Below are 15,633 nucleotides of genomic sequence, written 5' to 3'. Positions count from 1 at the left end.
GCCACCTCCCCCAGCGGGGGAGGATCTAAGCTTCCTCTTCTCCTCTCCCCGCTGGGGAGAGGTCGGGTGAGGGGCCAGCGCCGCCTCGCCGGAGAGGGCTCATGACCCGCATCGTCTCCCCCGACGCCCAGCCGTTCGAGGCCGGGGTCGTCCATGACAAGGCGCTGCGCCCGCAGACGCTCAGCGAATTCGTCGGCCAGGAGCAGGCCAAGGGCAACCTCAAGGTCTTCATCGAGGCGGCCAAGGCGCGGTCCGAGGCGCTGGACCATGTGCTGCTGTTCGGCCCGCCGGGCCTCGGCAAGACCACTCTGGCCCAGATCGTCGCCCGCGAGCTGGGCGTGAACTTCCGCGCCACCTCGGGGCCGGTGCTGGCCAAGGCCGGGGACCTGGCCGCCATCCTCACCAATCTCGAACCCCGCGACGTGCTCTTCATCGACGAGATCCACCGCCTGGCCGCCAATGTGGAGGAGATCCTCTACCCGGCCATGGAGGACCACGTCCTCGACCTGATCATCGGCGAGGGGCCGTCCGCCCGCTCGATCCGCATCGACCTGGCGCCCTTCACCCTGGTCGCGGCGACCACGCGCGCGGGCCTGCTGGCCACGCCCCTGCGCGACCGGTTCGGCATCCCGCTGCGGCTGGAGTTCTACACCCAGGCCGAACTGACCAAGGTGCTGACCGGGGCCGCCGCCAAGATGGGCGTCTCCCTGGCGCTGGACGGCGCGAGCGAGATCGCCGCCCGCTCGCGCGGCACCCCGCGCGTGGCCGGGCGCCTGCTGCGCCGGGTCCGCGACTTCGCCGCCGCCGATGGGTCCGACGTGATCGACGGCAAGGCCGCGGCTCGCGCCTTGGCCAGGCTCGACGTCGACCAGGCGGGCTTGGACGCCCTCGACCGACGCTATCTCCAGGCCCTGATCGAGAACTATGGCGGCGGCCCGGCCGGGGTCGAGACCCTGGCCTACGCCATCGCCGAGGCCCGCGACGCCGTCGAGGACGTGATCGAACCCTTCCTGCTCCAGCAAGGCTTCATCCAGCGCACCCCCCGAGGCCGCATGGCCTGCGCCAAGGCCTACGCCCACCTAGGCCTAACCCCCCCGCCGCAAATCCCCACCCCCGGCCAACCGACCCAGTTCGACGACTAACCCCCGCCCAAATGCTCCCCCGCTGGGGGAGCTGTCAGCGAAGCGGACTGAGGGGACTTTGACTTGAGGCGAGCGACGCCCCGCCCTACCCTGCCGCCATGAGCATCGAACCCTCCGCCGGCTTCCTTGAGGGCCGCGAGCATGTCCTGCCGGTGCGGGTCTATTACGAGGACACCGACTTCACCGGCGTCGTCTATCACGGCAACTATGTCCGCTATTTCGAGCGCGGCCGCTCCGACTTCCTGCGGATCGCCGGGGTGACCCACGCCGACCTGCTGGACCGGCCCGATCCGGCCGCCTTCGCCATCGTCCGCATGGAGATCGACTTCAAGCGCGTGGCGCGGATCGACGACGCCCTGGCGGTGCGGACCACCTATGACTCGGCCCGTGGCCCGCGGCTGTTCATCAGCCAGCGAATCACCCGCGGCGAGGAGCTGGTCTGCCAGGCGCTGGTCGAGGCGGCCTGCATCGACCTTCAGGGCCGGCCGCGAAAGCCGCCGCCCGGCATGCTGGACACCCTGCGCCCGCTATTTGCGTAAGGTTTGCGTAAAACCGCCTTCACCATTTCCGCGTTAGAAGCCGGTTAACCAGACTTGGCGGCCTTAAGTTCGCCACCGCGCGAGGCTTGAACTCGTGCGCCTCATTGCTAACGGAGCCCCTGGAGAGCATGGACGCCGCCCCGATCACTGCCGAGACCTTCAGCTTCATCAATCTGTTCATCCGCGCCGATTGGGTGGTGAAGTCCGTGATGGTGGGGCTGATCCTGGCCTCGCTCTGGTCGTGGACCGTCATCATCGACAAGAGCGTGCGGCTGACCAAGCTGAACAAGGAGGCCCGCGACTTCGAGGATCTGGTGGCCAGCGGCCGGCCGCTTGAGGAAATCGCGTCCGACGCCGGCGAGCGGCCGACCCAGGCCCTGCCCCGGATGCTGCAAGGCGCGCTGAAGGAATGGCGCGAGGCCCGCGCCCGCGGACAGGTGTCCGAGAGCCAGACCGCCTTCCTGATCCAGCGCATCGACCGCACCCTCGACACCATGATCGCGCGCGAGACCTCCCGCGTCGAAAACGGCCTCGGCTCGCTGGCCATCGTCGCCACCGCGTCACCTTTCGTGGGGCTGTTCGGCACGGTGTGGGGTATCATGAAGGCCTTCCAGGCGATCGCCGTGGAAAAATCGACCAACCTGGCGGTTGTGGCCCCCTCGATCGCCGAGGCCCTGTTCGCCACCGCCATCGGCCTTATAGCGGCCATCCCTGCCTATATCGCGTTCAACAAGTTCTCGACCGACTCCGGCAAGTACGCCGGCCGCCTGGAAGGCTTCGCCGACGACCTGTCGACCGCGATCCAGCGCCGCCTGGCCGAGCGGGTCTAGGGCCATGGCGCTATCTGCTCACGACGCCTTTTCGGCCACCGGCGGCTCGCGCCGTCGCCGCGGCCGCCGCTCTCGCGGCGCGCTGTCGGAGATCAACGTCACCCCGCTGGTCGACGTGATGCTGGTGCTGCTGATCATCTTCATGGTCTCGGCGCCCATGCTCACCGTCGGCGTTCCCGTCGAGCTGCCGAAGACCGAAGCCGGCGCGATGGAAGACCAGTCCGAGCCGCTGACCGTCTCGATCCGGTCCGATGGCGCAATCTTCATCCAGGAAGACGCCGTGCCGTTTTCCAACATGGCGCCGCGACTGCGCGCCATGGTCGGCGACCAGGCCGCCAAGCCGATCTACGTCCGCGCCGACGGCCAGGCCTCCTACGCCGTGGTCGCTCAGGTGATGGCCGCGCTGTCCACCTCGGGCTTCACCACGATCAACCTGATCACCGACACCGGCGGCCCATCGTCGGGCGGTGAACAGCGCTGAGGCCAACAATGGCGCGGCAACAGTCGGAGTTTTCGGCCGCGATGGTCGCATCAGCCCTGCTGCACGCAGGGGTGATCGTGTCTGCCTTGATCGCATGGCCCTGGAGCCGGCCGTTGCCGGTAGGCGGCGCGGTGCCGATCAACATCGTCGCCAACGCGCCCAGCACCAACCTGGCCCCGGCGATCGAGGCGCCCGAAGAGACGCCGGCCCAGACCGAAGATCCCGTGCCGGACGCCTCCCCGACGCCAGCGGCTCCCGAGCCTGCGCCGACGCCAACCCCGCCGGCTCCGACGCCAAAGCCCGCGCCCCAGCCGGCTCCCAAGCCGGTCCCGACGCCTGCTCCAGCGCCCAAACCGGCCCCAGCGCCCACGCCGAAGCCCAAGCCACCCGCCGCCAAGCCGGCGCCAAAATCCTCAGGCCTCGATCTCGACGCTCTGGCCGCCAGCGTCGCCAAGTCGGCGAAAAGCTCCGGCGCGCAACGCTCGTCCGCCGCCAAGGGCGAAAGCCGCCCGGCGACCGCTCGTGAGGCGCGACCTGACCTGGGCTCCGGCCAGGCGGCCGCCGCCGTCGCCGGCATGACCGACGAACTGCAACGCCGCTGGAACCCGAACTGCGAGGTCGAGGGCGGGCGCGACGTGCGCATCCGCGTGACCTTCACCCTGAGCTCCAGCGGCCAGGTGCTCGGCCAGCCCGACGCCGGCGGCAAGGAACGCTCGGCCAATCCCGTGGAGAAGGCCGCCGCCGAACGCGCAATCCGCGCCGTCTTCGCCGCCGCCCCGTTCCGCGACCTGCCACGCCAGTTCTACGGCGACCGCATCGCCGTCAATTTCAACGCCCGCGAAGCCTGCCTCTAATGGAGATCCGTCCCATGCGACTGAAAACCCTGGCCCTGGCGTTTGCAGCCGCGCTGCTGTCCACGTCGGCGATGGTCGCGCCCGCCCAGGCCCAGATCGAAGTCGACGTGAACCGCGGCGACGTAAAACCCCTGCCGATCGCTATTCCGGTGTTTGGCGGCGCCCAGGGCGCCGAGATCGCCCAGGTGATCGCCGGCGACCTGGAACGTTCGGGTCTGTTCGCCCCGATCAACCAGGCCGCCTATATCGAGAAGAACCCGGACGTGAACGTCCAGCCGCGCTTCGCCGACTGGAAGACGATCAACGCCCAGGCCCTGGTCAATGGGCAGGCGACCGTCGAAGGCGGTCGCCTCACGGTCAACTTCCGGCTTTGGGACGTCTATTCCGAACAGCCGCTGCTGGGCCTGCAGTTCACCACCACCCCGGAGAACTGGCGCAAGCTGGCGCACAAGATCTCTGACGCCGTCTATGAACGGCTGACTGGCGAGAAGGGCTATTTCGACACCCGCATCGTGTTCGTGTCGGAGAGCGGCGGCCGGATCAACCGCAAGAAGCAGCTCGCGATCATGGATCAGGACGGCGCGAATCCCAGCTACCTGACCGACGGCTCCTACATCGTCATGACCCCCCGGTTCTCATCGAGCAGCCAGGAGATCACCTATATGGCGCTGCGGCCGGAAGGCTCGTCGATCTACCTGTTCAATCTGGAATCGGGCCGTCGCGAGACCCTGGGCAACTTCCCCGGCATGGTGTTCGCGCCGCGGTTCTCGCCCGATGGCGGCCGCGTCGCCTTCTCGGTGGAGCGCAACGGCAACAGCGACATCTATGTGATGGACCTGCGCAGCCGCAGCAGCGCCAAACTGACCTCCGATCCGTCGATCGAAACCTCGCCGTCCTTCTCACCCGACGGCTCGCGCATCGTTTACAATTCCGACCGCGGCGGCACCGCCCAGCTTTATGTGATGGACGCCAATGGCGGCGGCGGGCGCCGAATTTCGTTCGGCTCGGGCCGCTACACCACCCCTGTCTGGAGCCCGACCGGCGACTTCATCGCCTTTACGAAGCAGGCCGGCGGCCAGTTCCACATCGGCATCATGCGTCCGGACGGCACCGACGAGCGGCTGCTGACCACCAGCTACATGGATGAGGGCCCCACCTGGGCGCCCAATGGTCGGGTTCTGATGTTCAGCCGCGAGACGCCGGGCGCCGGACCACGCCTGTGGACCGTGGACGTGACTGGCAGAATTTTGCGGGCTGCGCCCTATCCTGGCTCCGGCTCCGACCCAGCGTGGTCACCGCTCCAGAATTAACCAGTCCTGTTAGGTGTAATATTCCCGCCTGACGGTCTTTTCAAATGTCCGGCCCCCTAAAACCCAGGTAGAAACAAGAACTGGCTGTGGGGACCCGCCATCGTCGAAACTTTAAATAGGAGAAGCCAACGTGCAGAGCTTCAATACCAAGCACGCCCTTCGACTGGCCCTAGTTGCGGCCGCCGCCCTGTCCGTTACGGCTTGCGCCTCGCGTCCGAAGCCCGGCCCTGCGCCGGAACCCGCGCCGCCGCCCGCCGTCGCCCCGACGCCAACCCCGACCCCGGCGCCCGCGCCGTCCGCCACGGTCACCCCGGGCACGATCCAAGACTTCGTCGTCAATGTCGGCGAACGCGTCTTCTTCGACCTGGACAGCTACTCGGTCCGCGCTGACGCCGCGCCTCTGCTCGACGCCCAAGCCGCCTGGCTGGTGCGCTATCCCAACGTGCAGGTCCGCATCGAAGGCAACGCCGACGAACGCGGCACCCGCGAATACAACCTCGCCCTGGGCTCGCGCCGCGCCAATTCGGTGCGTGAGCACCTGGTCTCGCGCGGGGTCGCCCCGTCGCGCATCTCGACCGTGTCGTTCGGTAAGGAACGTCCGATCGATCCGGGCACGACCGAGGACGCCTTCCAGCAAAACCGGAACGCCCGCACGGCGATCGTCGGCGGCGCGCAGTAAGGCCTGCTGGCGAACGAATGCGGGAGGGGGCCCATCGGGTCCCCTCTTTGCGTTTTCACGCCTCATCTATCCGCCCTGAAGAGCCCCAATTTGGCCGTCCGATCCTGTAGATGATGGACTCCATGATGTTTCGCCGTTTCGCCTTGCCCCTGGCGCTCAGCCTGATCGCCACCACCGCGCTCGCCCAGGTCCCCATGGACCCGCTGGATGCGCGCGACGCCCGCCGGCTCGACCGCATGGAGCAGGTCATGCGCGAACTGCGCTCGATCGTCTTCCAAGGCCGCGACTCCGGGAAGCCGGTCGTCGTGCAGCCAGCCGAGACAGATTACCAACTGCAGGAGGTCTCCCGCCGCCTGGGCGAGCTCGAGCAAAGCCTGACCCGGATGACCGGCGACATCGAGAACGCCACCCGCGAAGCCGAACTAGCCAAGCGCGACGCCGCCGCCCTGCGCGCCGAGAACAAGGCGCTGTCCGATCGTCTCACCGCATTCGAAAGCAGCGCGACCGCCCCAAGCCCGCCCAATGTCTCGGGTGAGCTGGCCGGCGGCCCATCGGCCAATGCGGGCCTCAGCCCGGCCGAAGCCTTTTCCCAATCGCGGCAAGCCATGCTGGCCGGCGACTACGCCGCCGCAGAGGCCGGCTTTCGCGACTATGTCGCCGACCATGGCGACAGCGCCAAGGCGCCCGAAGCCCGCTATTGGCTGGGCAAGACCCTGACCGCGCGCGGCGCGCAGGCCGAGGCGGCCGGCGCCTATATCGGCGCGATCCGCGGCTGGCCCAACACCAGCTGGGCGCCCGACGCCGTGGTCGAGCTGTCGCGCAGCCTGATCGCCCTGAAGAAGCCCTCGGACGCTTGCCAGACGCTCGACGAGTTCAAGCGCCGCTATCCTAAGGCCCCGGCGGCCGTGCAGAGCCGCGCCGCGGCTGCGCGCACCCAGGCCAAGTGCGCCGCCTGACGACGCCGGTCACCGATCTTCAGGCCGGCGTTCGCGCCGTCCTGGACCAGCGTCTGAAGCATGAGTCCGCGGCCCCGATCACCGTCGGCCTGTCGGGCGGCGGGGATTCCCACGCCCTGACCCTGTTTGCTGCAGACTGGGCGCGCCGGCATGGTCGCCGCCTCATCGTCCTCACGGTCGACCACCAACTACGGCCGGAAAGCCGGGGCTGGACGAGGGCCTGTGCGGCGCTGGCCGCGCGCCTCGGCCTGGAGTTTCACGCCCTCGATTGGATGGGCGACAAACCGGCTCATGGCCTGTCAGCGGCGGCGCGAAGCGCACGCCACCGACTGTTGGCCGTCGCCGCCCGCGACCTCGGCGCCCGCGTAATCTTGCTGGGCCACACTGCGAGCGACTTGGACGAAGCCGCCGCCATGCGCCTTGAGGGCTCAACCACGCCGTCGCCGCGCGAGTGGAGCCCCTCGCCCGTGTGGCCGGAGGGGCGTGACCTCTTCCTGTTGCGGCCGATGCTGGCCCTGGCGCGGGCGGAGATCCGCGACTGGCTGACCGCCCAGGGCGAAACTTGGATCGAGGACCCCAGCAACAGCGACCTGCGCTTCGCCCGCGCCCGCGCCCGCGCCCGCGCCCGCGCGGCCGGACCAACGCCCAGCAGCTCGCTCGGAGCCGAGCCGTCCGATGGGCTCGCAGACTTGGCGCGGGCCGTCCGCGCTGACCCGGCGGGGGTCCTCACCCTGCCTCGCGCCGCCTTGGCCGCCCCTGACGGCGCCAAGCTGGTCGCGATCGCCAGCCTGTGCGCGGCAGGCACGGACAGACCGCCGCGCGGCGAGCGCCTGGAACGTCTCGCCTTGGCGCTAAGAGGGCCGCTACCTGTCACCGCCACCCTGTGCGGCGCGCGTATCGAGGCGGACGCACATGAGGTGCGGTTCGCACGGGAGGCTGGCGAGATCAAACGCGCCAACCTTCCCACGCTGGACTTGATGGGCGAGGGCGTCTGGGACGGACGATTTGAAGTTCGGGCGTCGAGACCAGTCCGCATCGCCGCTCTGGCCGGTCATTCCGCCCGTCTGCCGGCCGCCGAACGCGAAGCCCTGCGCCACATTCCACGCGCCGCGAGGGGCGCGCTTCCAATCCTGGTCTCGTCAAACGGCGAAGTCACCTGCCCCATTCTGGAGCCCGCCAGCGACGTCACCGTGCGCTCCCTGGTGCTTGCGCGTCTGATGGCGGCCTGCGGCGCAATCCCAGCGGAACCCTAGCGGCCGGCCGCTTTGAGGACGTGCTCCACGCCGGCCACGATCGGATCGGCGAACTTCCGGCCCAGCAGGCTGGCGTGGTTGGCGCCATGCACATGCTCGACATAGCCATGCCGCGACGCGTGAGCCGGCGCCGATTCCAGCGCCTTCAGGGACGCGGCGGCCGGTTCGTCGCCGGCCGTCACCACGGCCACCGGCAGGTCTGGATCAAAGACGCCCGCCTCGCGCCCCTGGTTGGCGGTGCGCACCCAGTTCTGCACCTCGTCCGCCGACCAGCGCGCATGAACCGGAGAGCCGTAGATCCGGCGTTTTTCCTTGGAGGCTTCGCCCTCCAGCCCGATCATGTCGCCAATCAGCAGCGAGACTGGCCGCATGAAGCCCAGCCCGGACCATCGCCCCACGAACTTCATCGCCCGGCGATAGGCGTGAACCGCGCGCGCGGCGGTCTTCACATCCATCATCTCAGGCGTCACCGCATCCACCAGCACGACGCCGACGACCTTTTCGCGGTTTCGCGGAACGAACACCCGGAGCATCAGCCCTGCCATCGAGTGGCCGACCGCGACGAACGGCCCCTGCTCTCCCATGCGCTCCAGCATCGCTTCGAGGTCTGCGGCGATGGCTTGGCCGTCTCGTGGTTCATGCCCCGGATCGGAAAACCCTAGCCCGGCGCGGTCGTAGGCGATGCTGGCCAGGTCCTTGGCCGCGAGCCGGTCCTGAACCACGGCCCAATCGGCCGCGCAGCCGAACGAGCCGGCCTCGAGGATGATCATCGGGCGTTCGGACGCAGGTCCGGCCCGAACGGCCCGCATCCGGCGACCGCCGATGTCGATCAATTCTCCCCGCGTCGAGTGGAAACGCTGGGTCGTCATCGCAGAACCTTGAGCATCAGGCCAATCTAGCCGAGGTTGCGGCCAGGTCGATCCTGGAGGCGAAGACGATGTTACGGCTGATTTTGGGTGTGGTGCTGGGCATCGTCGTCGGGGCCATCGTCACCGGCGTGGTCGAGGGCATGGGACACACGATTTTTCCGCCGCCGCCCGGCGTCGACCTCACCAATCCTGCCCAGCTTCAGACGGTGATGTCCCGCGTGCCGATGGAGGCGAAGATCGCCATACTGCTCGCTTGGTTCCTGGGCGTGCTGGCCGGATCGTCCACCGCCAATCTGATCGCCGGCCGGCGGGCCCTGGCCGGCCGGATAACCAGCCTGCTGATCTTCTGCTTCGCCGCCTGGACCATGACCAGCATTCCGCATCCGGCCTGGTTCGTGGCGGCGGCCTGCGCGGCGATCCTGTTCGCGGCCTTCGTGGCTGACCGGGCGTTCGGCAAGCCCCGGCTCTAATCGCCGGCGGTGGCGGCGGCGACCTGAAGGGTGGCGGCGACGCGGCCGTCCTGGGTCTCGCGTGCGCCGCTTCCCACGCGCTTGCTCGCCGGAATGCTGGCGACCTGGGCGACGCGCACGCTCTTGGGATAGTAGGCGGCGGCCTTCAGGGGCAGGTCCTGCGCCGTAGCGAACTCTCGGTCGATGAAGGCCACCGGATTCAGCGGGCGGTCGTTCTGTCGGATCTCGAAGTGGAGATGCGGGCCGGTCGAGGTTCCGCTGGAGCCTATCTTGCCGATCATCGTTCCGCCCTTCACCGCCACGCCAGCCCTGGCGTGTGGATCGACACGGCCAAGATGGGCGTAGAAGCTGACCAGACCCTCGCTGTGCCGGACCTCGACATAGCGGCCGTAGGAGGCGCTGCGCCCGATCTTGGTGATCACCCCGTCGGCGACCGCCACGACCGGTCTGCCGGACGGCGCAGCGATATCGACGCCCTCATGCAGGCGTCCATGACGCTCCCATGGCATCCGGCGCAAACCGAACGGAGAATTGACGTCGTGCCCCGGCACCGGCTCGCCAAAGGCGAACTCAGGTGGCGGCGGCGCGGGCGGCGCAGCCGGGACCTGGGCCTCGACCTTGGCGTAGGTCGGCGCAGGCTTGGCGATATACGGGCTAAGCGCAGTGGTGGCGTAGGCGGCGGTCACGACGCTGAGGGTCAGGGCCGTCGCCAGGACGCCCTCGACCCAGAAATGACGCAAGCGGCCGGCCCCGGCCAATGTCACTGAATTCAAAAAGAACCTCTTCCAGTACAGCCGAGCTTTACTGAGGCCCGCTTGAGGTTAGGCGGCCTAGCTGCGACGATTTCTCGATATATGCGAGCGTTAAGTGGCCGCCCTTCTAGACGAAAACGTGGCGGCGAGAAGCCCTCTTGGCGGCGCGTATTGCCGCGCGGGGAAGCAGGCTTTGCCTTAATTTTCTGAAGAAGCGGTTACGCTCTCGAATACCGACGCTCGATTCAAAGCCGTCGCCACAAACGAAAACGGCGCGCCCAGATCCTGGGCGCGCCGTCGATAGTGTCGTCGATTGGCCGGAGCTTAGAGACCCTTCAGGATCCCCTCGACCATCTTCTTGGCGTCCCCGAACAACATCATGGTGTTGTCGCGGAAGAAGAGTTCGTTCTCGACGCCGGCATAGCCCGAGGACATGCCGCGCTTCACGAACAGCACCGTCCGGGCCTTTTCGACGTCGAGGATCGGCATGCCGTAGATGGCCGAGGTCGGGTCGGTCTTGGCCGCCGGGTTGGTGACGTCGTTTGCGCCGATGACGAAGGCGACGTCGGCGGTGGAGAACTCGGAGTTGATGTCCTCCAGTTCGAACACCTCGTCATAGGGGACGTTGGCTTCGGCCAGCAGGACGTTCATGTGGCCCGGCATGCGTCCGGCGACGGGGTGGATGGCGTACTTCACCTCCACGCCCTCTTCCTTCAGCTTGTCGCCCATCTCGCGCAGGGCGTGCTGAGCCTGTGAGACGGCCATGCCGTAGCCCGGGACGATGATGACCTTGGAGGCGTTCTTCATGATGAAGGCGGCGTCCTCGGCCGAGCCCTGCTTGACCGGCCGGGTTTCGACCTTGCCGCCGGCGCCGCCAGCGGCGCTGTCGTCGGCGCCGAAGCCGCCCAGGATCACGGAGATGAAGCTGCGGTTCATCCCCTTGCACATGATGTACGACAGGATCGCGCCGGACGAACCGACCAGGGCCCCGGTGATGATCAGGGTGACGTTCTCGAGGGTGAAGCCCAGCGCCGCCGCCGCCCAGCCGGAATAGCTGTTCAGCATCGACACCACGACAGGCATGTCCGCGCCGCCGATCGGGATGATCAGGGTGACGCCGATCAGGAGAGCCAGGCCGAAGATGGCCCAGAACGCCCAGATCGCCTGGCCGCCGCTCATCGCCAACACCACGATCAGGCCGACGATGGCCAGGGCGATGACGATGTTCAGCAGGTGTCTAGCCGGCAGCAGGATCGGCGCGCCGGACATGTTGCCGTTCAGCTTGGCGAAGGCGATGACCGAGCCGGTGAAGGTAATGGCGCCGATGGCCAGGCCGAGCGACAGCTCGATCAGCGAGGTGAGGTGCACCAGCCCGTCTGCACCGACGATGCCGTAGGCCGACGGGGTGTGGATCGCAGCGACCGCGACCAGACAGGCGGCCATGCCGACCAGGCTGTGGAAGGCGGCGACCAGCTGCGGCATCGAGGTCATGGCGACCTTGCGGGCGATGACCGCCCCGACCGCGCCGCCGATGGCGACCCCGCCAAGGATCAGACCCAGCGTCAGGGCGTCGAGCTTGCCCTGGCCCCACAGGGTGAGCAGCGCGGTGCCGATCGCGATGCCCATGCCGATCATGCCGTTGCGGTTGCCCGCCTGGCTGGTCGTGGGGCTGGACAGGCCGCGCAGGGCCAGGATGAAGAGTACGCCCGAAACGATATAGGCGATGGCGGCGAGATTAGCGTTCATGTCCCCCCGCTCCCTCTACTTTTGCTTTTTCTTGTACATGGCGAGCATGCGCTGGGTGACCAGGAAGCCGCCGAAGATGTTCACGGCGGCGAAGGCGGCGGCGATGGCGCCGGCTCCCTTCGAGATCATGACGTTCTTGGTCAGCTCGCCATCCACCCCGTGGGCGGCGGCGGCCAGCAAGGCCCCGACGATGATCACCGAGGAAATGGCGTTGGTGACAGCCATCAGCGGCGTGTGCAGGGCGGGCGTGACGCTCCAGACGACATAGTAGCCCACGAAGATCGCGAGCACGAAGATCGCCAGTCGGAAGACTGTAGGGTCGACGGCTTCCATGGGGTCCTCTTAAGCGGTGAGGGCGGGATGGACGATCGCCCCGCCTTGAGTGACGAGGGCGGCCTTCAGGATTTCGTCCTCGTAGTCGGGCGCGAACTTGCCCTCCTTGTCGAGGAAGAGGCCGGCGAAGGCGAAGAGATTGCGCGCATAGAGCGCTGAGGCGTCGGTGGCGATGCGGCCCGGCAGGTTGGGCGCGCCGAGGATCTTGGCGCCATTGGCGGTAACCACCGTCTCGCCCAGCTTCGCGCCGACGACATTGCCGCCCTGCTCGATGGCCAGGTCCACGAGGATCGAACCGGCCTTCATCGAGGCGACCTGCTCGGCGCTGACCAGCTTGGGAGCCGGGCGGCCGGGGATCAGCGCCGTGGTGATGACGATGTCCTGCTTGGCGATGTGGCTGGAGACCAATTCGGCCTGCTTGGCCTGGTACTCGGCGCTCATTTCCTTGGCGTAGCCGCCGGCGGTCTGGGCGTTCTTGAACTCCTCGTCCTCGACCGCGAGGAACTTGGCGCCCAGGCTTTCGACCTGTTCCTTGGTGGCCGGCCGCACGTCGGTGGCGGTGACCACGGCGCCCAGGCGGCGGGCGGTGGCGATGGCCTGCAGACCGGCGACGCCGACGCCCATGACGAACACCTTGGCCGCGGCGATCGTGCCGGCAGCCGTCATCATCATCGGCATGGCCTTGCCATAGGCCTCGGCGCCCTCGATCACGGCGCGGTAGCCAGCGAGGTTGGCCTGCGAGGACAGTACGTCCATCACCTGCGCGCGGGTGATCCGCGGCACGAATTCCATGGCGAATGCGGTCGCGCCCTTGGCGGCCAGCGCCTTAACGGCGTCCTTCTCGATGTGGGGATTGAGCGTGGCGGCGACGATGGCGCCGGCCTTTAGGGCGGCGATCTCTTCGTCGACGGGAGCGCGGACCTTCAGCAGTATATCGGCCTTGCCGATGGCGTCGGTCAGGCTGGTCGCCAGGGTGGCCCCCGCGGCCTCATAGTCGGCGTCGGGATAGGAAGCGGCCGCGCCGGCGCCAGCCTCGATCACGACCGAGTACCCGGCGCCGATGAACTTTTTCACCGTCTCTGGAGTCGCGGCCACGCGCGTCTCTCCGGCGCGGCGTTCCTTGGTGACGGCGATGGTCGTCATGCGCCCGGTTCCCCCATTTTAGTCTTCGAACTTTGGGCGACCATAGAAGCCGCCCTTAGCCATTGTCCAGCAATCGAACAGCGGACTTCAAACAATTGTTTGAGCTCAAACCCCTTTTAGCTTCAAGGTTTGTCGAATATCCGCCGACTGAGTCCCAGCCCATGGCGCTCTTCGGCGAACGCGGCGGCGCGCTCAACTCAGAAAAATTCATGCTGCGGTGAATAGAACTACGGTTCGCGCGCTCCAGACATGCCAAAACCCACGCCGACCGCGAGGTCGGCATGGGTCAACACTCAACCGAGGTGAGAACCTGGGGCGAGCCTACTCCAGAAGAGCCGGCCGCGTCCGATGGCCTTAGTGGGCCGGTTCGCCGTGCTCGCGCAGGACGAAGAAGCCGGCGACAGCGATGACCACGCCAACGGCGGCGCTGCCCATGAAGCCAGTGGCCGTGCAGAACCAGAGGACGAGGAAAATCAGCAAGGCGGCGAGCGCCAGGGAGCCCCACTTCGCCAGGCTGACGAACAGGTGGTAGGTCGAGACCTGCTCTTGGATTTCCATGTCGCCGCGGTGATATTCGGAAGCCATGGCGGAGGCGTCTCTCTTCTTCAAAAACTCAGGTGGAGCCGGACTACACGAACCGTAGCCCGGCCTCAAGGGCTGCTGGTCAGGCCGGCCAGACCGCCAGCATGGATCGAAGCGCCGCCACAAGGGCCAGCGGCTGATCGACCATGATGTGGTGGGCCGAATCCGGGATCGCGATCTCGATGATGTCTTCCGGCAACGGCGAGGATTCGCCCCCGCTGCGGCGCGACATGACCACCGAGCGCTCGCCATAGATATGGGCCAGCGGGGTGGAGACAGGCGGCGGCCCGTCCGTGGTCATGGCCATCATCGCCGAGCGATCGAGCTTGTTCCACATATTGGGGTCGAATCGCCACGACCAGCCCTCGCCCGAGCCATCCTCAAGCGGCGCGCGCTTTAGCGAGCGACGGGCGATGAAATCAGCGACGAACAAGTTGCCGGCCGCCTGGGGCGGCATGAAACGGAAGCGGTCGAGCGCCGCGCCGATGGTCGGATAGACCCGCTGGGCGCGGTCGCCAGTCGGGATGTTGGCGATCCGCTGACGCTGCTCTTCCAGCATGCGCTTGCCTTCGGGCGAGTCAGGCGGGGGACCGCCGAAGCCGACATCGACCAGAATTGCAGCGTGCATGCGTTCGGGATGTTTCACAGCAGCGTAGAACACCTGCGAGCCGCCAAACGAGTGACCGATATAGACCGGCTTGCGGCCGCCCTCGTAAAGGCCCGCGGCCTGGGCGCAGGCCTCGGCGTCCTCGGCGAAGTCCTGGAAGGCGTAGGTTTCGCGCCAGTCAGAGGCGCCCATGCCGGCCAGCGACATCGAGGCGACCCGGTACTCGGTGGCCAGGAACGGAGCGATGAAGCTCCACCAGTCGGCGTGGGCTGAGTTGCCATGCACCAGCAGCAGGCCCGGCTTGCCGATCTCGCCCCAGGTCAGCAGTTCGATCTTGGAGCCCTTGGAGGTGACGAAGGTCCGCTCCGGCTCGTTGGCGATAGCGTCCTGGAACCACTTCGGCGCATCGGGCTCGCGCCCCTTGAAGGGCGCCAGCGGCGCCTGAACTTCGGGCGGCAAGGCGCCCGGTTCGGAGTGGACAGGCTGGTCCTCGTACCCGACCAGCGCGCCTTCTTTGATCGCCGGATCCAAAGCCATTACGCCACCCCTCGTGTTTCTCGATCGCCGGCCTTGCGGACGATCGAGCGGATACCTTTGAAAACGCCGGTGCCGGTGATCAGGGTGCGCTCGCCGCACCAGATCCGGCCACGCACGGTGAAGACATCGTCCTGCTCGGCGATGATCTCGCTGGTGCCCTCGACCCAGTCACCCATGTGGGCGCCCGAAAGGAAGTCGGTGGTCAGCCGCACCGTCACCCAGCCGATCTCGCGCTTGTTGGAGATGACCCGGCCCCAGGCCATGTCGGCGAAGCTCATCAGCATGCCGCCGTGACAATTGTTCATGCCGTTGGCGTGGTGTTCCTCCACGCGAAAGGCCATGGTTTCGTCCTTCGTGGCCTCGTCGCGCCGCGAATAGAACGGGCCGACAGTGCGGCCAAAGCCGCGCTGCCACAGATTAATGACATAGCCATCGGGGACGACAGCAGTCTGGACTTCGGTCAGATCATCGGACATCGCCAAGGCTGATGAACGTGCGTTTGAAAAATGGCAAGCGCCGAAACGCCTGATCTGCTCTCATCAGCCTGCTG

Annotated in this window: 18 protein-coding genes; 10 read left to right on the top strand and 8 right to left on the bottom strand. The window is 67.4% G+C overall.

Features of this window, described 5'->3' with window-relative positions:
• The first annotated feature begins 101 nt into the window (after positions 1–101).
• The 9 genes from ruvB to tilS all read left to right on the top strand — a co-directional run bounded on the left by ruvB (position 102) and on the right by tilS (position 8,044).
• Positions 102–1,142, top strand: a complete 1,041-nt coding sequence (gene ruvB / locus Q8M13_RS11020) for a Holliday junction branch migration DNA helicase RuvB (protein WP_305299997.1) — start codon at positions 102–104, stop codon at positions 1,140–1,142.
• Positions 1,143–1,240: 98 nt separating this feature from the next.
• Positions 1,241–1,681: a YbgC/FadM family acyl-CoA thioesterase gene (locus tag Q8M13_RS11015; RefSeq protein ID WP_305299996.1), complete on the top strand. Its 441-nt coding sequence runs from the start codon at positions 1,241–1,243 to the stop codon at positions 1,679–1,681.
• Between the two features lie 128 nt (positions 1,682–1,809).
• Positions 1,810–2,511, top strand: a complete 702-nt coding sequence (gene tolQ / locus Q8M13_RS11010) for a protein TolQ (protein WP_305299995.1) — start codon at positions 1,810–1,812, stop codon at positions 2,509–2,511.
• A 4-nt stretch (positions 2,512–2,515) separates the two neighbouring features.
• Complete coding sequence (locus Q8M13_RS11005; protein ID WP_305299994.1) at positions 2,516–2,992, top strand: biopolymer transporter ExbD; 477 nt, start codon at positions 2,516–2,518, stop codon at positions 2,990–2,992.
• 8 nt (positions 2,993–3,000) lie between these two features.
• Positions 3,001–3,846, top strand: coding sequence for an energy transducer TonB (locus Q8M13_RS11000; RefSeq protein WP_305299993.1), 846 nt, complete (start codon positions 3,001–3,003; stop codon positions 3,844–3,846).
• A gap of 14 nt (positions 3,847–3,860) precedes the next feature.
• Positions 3,861–5,156 (top strand): Tol-Pal system beta propeller repeat protein TolB, encoded by a 1,296-nt coding sequence (tolB, locus tag Q8M13_RS10995; protein ID WP_305299992.1) that lies wholly within the window; start codon positions 3,861–3,863, stop codon positions 5,154–5,156.
• 130 nt (positions 5,157–5,286) lie between these two features.
• Complete coding sequence (gene pal / locus Q8M13_RS10990; RefSeq protein ID WP_305299991.1) at positions 5,287–5,835, top strand: peptidoglycan-associated lipoprotein Pal; 549 nt, start codon at positions 5,287–5,289, stop codon at positions 5,833–5,835.
• Between the two features lie 122 nt (positions 5,836–5,957).
• A complete protein-coding gene (gene ybgF / locus Q8M13_RS10985; protein WP_305299990.1) occupies positions 5,958–6,791 on the top strand; it encodes a tol-pal system protein YbgF in 834 nt (277 codons plus the stop codon).
• Positions 6,779–8,044, top strand: coding sequence for a tRNA lysidine(34) synthetase TilS (gene tilS / locus Q8M13_RS10980; protein WP_305299989.1), 1,266 nt, complete (start codon positions 6,779–6,781; stop codon positions 8,042–8,044). The genes ybgF and tilS overlap by 13 nt, the downstream gene beginning before the upstream one ends.
• Here the strand turns inward: tilS and Q8M13_RS10975 are convergent.
• A complete protein-coding gene (locus Q8M13_RS10975) occupies positions 8,041–8,913 on the bottom strand; it encodes an alpha/beta fold hydrolase (protein WP_305299988.1) in 873 nt (290 codons plus the stop codon). The genes tilS and Q8M13_RS10975 overlap by 4 nt on opposite strands.
• Before the next feature lie 68 nt (positions 8,914–8,981).
• Between Q8M13_RS10975 and Q8M13_RS10970 the strand changes: the two genes are divergently transcribed.
• The gene (locus Q8M13_RS10970) at positions 8,982–9,383 is read left to right on the top strand and encodes a hypothetical protein (RefSeq protein WP_305299987.1); all 402 of its coding nucleotides are present in this window, start codon (positions 8,982–8,984) and stop codon (positions 9,381–9,383) included.
• Here Q8M13_RS10970 and Q8M13_RS10965 read toward each other — a convergent pair.
• The 7 genes from Q8M13_RS10965 to Q8M13_RS10935 form a co-directional block, all read right to left on the bottom strand.
• Positions 9,380–10,147, bottom strand: coding sequence for a M23 family metallopeptidase (locus tag Q8M13_RS10965; RefSeq protein ID WP_305300000.1), 768 nt, complete (start codon positions 10,145–10,147; stop codon positions 9,380–9,382). The genes Q8M13_RS10970 and Q8M13_RS10965 overlap by 4 nt on opposite strands.
• A gap of 312 nt (positions 10,148–10,459) precedes the next feature.
• Positions 10,460–11,881, bottom strand: coding sequence for an NAD(P)(+) transhydrogenase (Re/Si-specific) subunit beta (locus Q8M13_RS10960; protein WP_305299986.1), 1,422 nt, complete (start codon positions 11,879–11,881; stop codon positions 10,460–10,462).
• 15 nt (positions 11,882–11,896) lie between these two features.
• Positions 11,897–12,214: a proton-translocating transhydrogenase family protein gene (locus Q8M13_RS10955; protein WP_305299985.1), complete on the bottom strand. Its 318-nt coding sequence runs from the start codon at positions 12,212–12,214 to the stop codon at positions 11,897–11,899.
• Between the two features lie 9 nt (positions 12,215–12,223).
• The gene (locus Q8M13_RS10950; protein WP_305299984.1) at positions 12,224–13,357 is read right to left on the bottom strand and encodes a Re/Si-specific NAD(P)(+) transhydrogenase subunit alpha; all 1,134 of its coding nucleotides are present in this window, start codon (positions 13,355–13,357) and stop codon (positions 12,224–12,226) included.
• A gap of 354 nt (positions 13,358–13,711) precedes the next feature.
• Positions 13,712–13,942 carry an aa3-type cytochrome c oxidase subunit IV gene (locus Q8M13_RS10945; protein WP_305299983.1) on the bottom strand — a complete coding sequence of 77 codons (231 nt, stop codon included), beginning with the start codon at positions 13,940–13,942 and terminating at the stop codon, positions 13,712–13,714.
• A 79-nt stretch (positions 13,943–14,021) separates the two neighbouring features.
• Positions 14,022–15,083, bottom strand: coding sequence for an alpha/beta hydrolase (locus Q8M13_RS10940; protein ID WP_305299982.1), 1,062 nt, complete (start codon positions 15,081–15,083; stop codon positions 14,022–14,024).
• Positions 15,083–15,559, bottom strand: coding sequence for a PaaI family thioesterase (locus Q8M13_RS10935; protein WP_304807087.1), 477 nt, complete (start codon positions 15,557–15,559; stop codon positions 15,083–15,085). Before Q8M13_RS10935 ends, Q8M13_RS10940 begins: the two co-directional genes overlap by 1 nt.
• Positions 15,560–15,633 lie beyond the last annotated feature (74 nt).

Source organism: Phenylobacterium sp., from assembly GCF_030681155.1.
Taxonomy (GTDB): Bacteria; Pseudomonadota; Alphaproteobacteria; order Caulobacterales; family Caulobacteraceae; genus Phenylobacterium.
The sequence above is the reverse complement of the archived record's forward strand: the minus strand, read 5'-3'. Positions and strand labels throughout refer to the sequence as shown.

What these genes read in the sequence shown, in the direction of transcription:
- ruvB (WP_305299997.1), top strand. Translation starts at nt 102, where the DNA reads ATGACCCGCATCGTCTCCCCCGACGCCCAGCCGTTCGAGGCCGGGGTC.
- Q8M13_RS10970 (WP_305299987.1), top strand. Translation starts at nt 8,982, where the DNA reads ATGTTACGGCTGATTTTGGGTGTGGTGCTGGGCATCGTCGTCGGGGCC.
- tolB (WP_305299992.1), top strand. Translation starts at nt 3,861, where the DNA reads ATGCGACTGAAAACCCTGGCCCTGGCGTTTGCAGCCGCGCTGCTGTCC.
- ybgF (WP_305299990.1), top strand. Translation starts at nt 5,958, where the DNA reads ATGATGTTTCGCCGTTTCGCCTTGCCCCTGGCGCTCAGCCTGATCGCC.
- Q8M13_RS10940 (WP_305299982.1), bottom strand. Translation starts at nt 15,083, where the DNA reads ATGGCTTTGGATCCGGCGATCAAAGAAGGCGCGCTGGTCGGGTACGAG.
- Q8M13_RS10935 (WP_304807087.1), bottom strand. Translation starts at nt 15,559, where the DNA reads ATGTCCGATGATCTGACCGAAGTCCAGACTGCTGTCGTCCCCGATGGC.
- Q8M13_RS10960 (WP_305299986.1), bottom strand. Translation starts at nt 11,881, where the DNA reads ATGAACGCTAATCTCGCCGCCATCGCCTATATCGTTTCGGGCGTACTC.
- Q8M13_RS10975 (WP_305299988.1), bottom strand. Translation starts at nt 8,913, where the DNA reads ATGACGACCCAGCGTTTCCACTCGACGCGGGGAGAATTGATCGACATC.
- Q8M13_RS10955 (WP_305299985.1), bottom strand. Translation starts at nt 12,214, where the DNA reads ATGGAAGCCGTCGACCCTACAGTCTTCCGACTGGCGATCTTCGTGCTC.
- Q8M13_RS11015 (WP_305299996.1), top strand. Translation starts at nt 1,241, where the DNA reads ATGAGCATCGAACCCTCCGCCGGCTTCCTTGAGGGCCGCGAGCATGTC.
- tolQ (WP_305299995.1), top strand. Translation starts at nt 1,810, where the DNA reads ATGGACGCCGCCCCGATCACTGCCGAGACCTTCAGCTTCATCAATCTG.
- Q8M13_RS10945 (WP_305299983.1), bottom strand. Translation starts at nt 13,942, where the DNA reads ATGGCTTCCGAATATCACCGCGGCGACATGGAAATCCAAGAGCAGGTC.
- Q8M13_RS11005 (WP_305299994.1), top strand. Translation starts at nt 2,516, where the DNA reads ATGGCGCTATCTGCTCACGACGCCTTTTCGGCCACCGGCGGCTCGCGC.
- Q8M13_RS10950 (WP_305299984.1), bottom strand. Translation starts at nt 13,357, where the DNA reads ATGACGACCATCGCCGTCACCAAGGAACGCCGCGCCGGAGAGACGCGC.
- Q8M13_RS11000 (WP_305299993.1), top strand. Translation starts at nt 3,001, where the DNA reads ATGGCGCGGCAACAGTCGGAGTTTTCGGCCGCGATGGTCGCATCAGCC.